1 protein-coding gene is annotated in these 1973 nt (G+C 62.7%); it reads left to right on the forward strand.

Going from position 1 to position 1973, the window contains the following annotated elements; all coding sequences use genetic code 11:
- Positions 1–694: 694 nt before the first annotated feature.
- Positions 695–1973: DNA translocase FtsK (locus ACS5Q1_RS47735; protein WP_473104757.1), on the forward strand; the 1279-nt coding region annotated here is incomplete at its 3' end.

The following is a 1973-nucleotide window of genomic DNA, read 5'->3' on the forward strand; positions in this document are numbered from 1 at the left end:
CCGGTCCACGCACCAGCCGGATCCCGCCCCGGAGCATCGCTGCCCCGCAACCCGGACACCCGCCATGATGGAAAAATCCCGCAGCCCCGCTCGCGCAACGCCACAAAGGAGGCGCCGATATAAACTCCTGCCGCCAATTTGCAAGCGACATTTTTTCAATGTCTCGCCGCGTGCCATGAGGGGAGGGGAGGAGCGCCTTCGTTCTCAAGGAATATGGGAAGAACGGCGCCTGCTTTGAAGGATCATGGGCCAATCTGTCCTGCTGGGGACAAGTCGGGTGTGGGGGGTCCCGTGCTGGTCTCCTAATCCTCTTTTTACCTTTGGCAGGCGTAATCGGGGTGAACCTCCTCCCGGGCTGACTGGCTCAGCCCCAACACCATAACAGACAATGCATTTCAAACGACGGTCTCCATCTTCCGCCGCCCATGGTTATGGCTCTCTCAGGCCGGAGGATGAAAACAATTTGGAATTGGACAACATGAAGAACAGTCCGCTCGATGCTGAACAACGCCGAGTGCGGACGAACGCGTCTTCCGCTCCGAGTTCTTCCGCCGCCGATCCGCAAGCGAGACAGGGCATTGTCCGAACCAGGGCTGCCGATGAGTCTCATCCAACTGGCCAAGCGTCGCGGAGCGCGCAGGGCAGGGGGCCGAATGGCGCGCCCCGTGGTGAAGTGTGGGAACAGTCTTTCTCCATGTCTCCCGAAGTGCGCTTCACGCGCACGCCTGAGCGCGTCCTGAAAGAGCGCAGGATGCAGACCACGCCTCAGGCGACATCGGATAATGTGGAGCGGCAGGCGAAAGAAATCGCGTCAGCCCGAGCCACCGATCCCGCTCCTGCGGTTCAGGAGAGGCTGCTTGCGCTTCAGAACAAGGCGGCGTCGCAGGAGACAGGTAACAGTGCGGCGCGCGCTTTCACGCGGACGCCGTCTCCTGTTCCCGAGCAGGCCAAGCGGGTTGCGCCCGTAAGACCGCGAGGCGAAGTCCCTCAAAGGGAAGCCCCTCAAAGGAATGTGCCGATCACTCCGGTTGCTGTCGAACCTGCGGCCGCGCCGAAGGCCGTCGAGCCGGCAGCTGCTCCCGCGAAGAGCACTCCTGCTCCCTACGAGCTCCCTGCGGTTCAGCAATCCTACAGCTTCATGTGGCAGCCGGGGACTTATCTGCTGGATCCGACGCTGCCGACTCCGTCGAAGCCAGCTCCTGCGAAGCCAGCTCCTGCCGCTGCGCCTGCTCAAGCCAAGCGAGAGGAGAGTGCACCGATTGCAAAGAAAGTAGCTTCGCCAGTCGCGCCTTCTCCGCGCGTTCCGTCTCCCCCGCCACCTCCTGTCGAGCCCGAAGCGTTGCCTTGGGACGATGACGCGGACGATGTTGACGAGCACATGGATCACGTCGACCACATCATGGATGATGAGGAGGATGTCATCGAGGTCCCGTCGCGGCGTGCTGCCGTCATAACGCCGCCACGCGTCAACAACGCTCCGACAGTTCCGGTCCCTGCGAATGACAGCTTTCGCCGTGACAGCCGCGAGAACTACGCGTCGGTGTCGGTCGGCATCTCCGGACCTGTCGGAGCCTCGTTCGAGTTCGAACTGCCTGCCCTGGAACTTCTGGCCGAGCCGAAGATCTGGGATAGCGCGGAAGTGCCGGTCGAGGTGCTGCAGGAGAATGCTGCGACTCTCGAGAACGTGCTGTGGGACTTCAATGTCAAGGGTGAGATCATCAACGTTCGCCCCGGCCCTGTTGTGACGCTGTATGAGTTGGAGCCGGCGCCTGGGACGAAGTCGTCGCGGGTGATCTCGCTCGCCGACGACATCGCCCGCTCGATGAGCGCGGTCTCGGCCCGCGTCGCCGTGGTCCAGGGCCGCAACGCGATCGGCATCGAGCTGCCCAACCACAAGCGCGAGACCGTGTACCTGCGCGAGCTTTTGGCCAGCCAGGACTTCGAGACCTCGAAGCAGAAGCTGGCGCTCTGCC

The organism is Microvirga sp. GN3 (assembly GCF_055792825.1).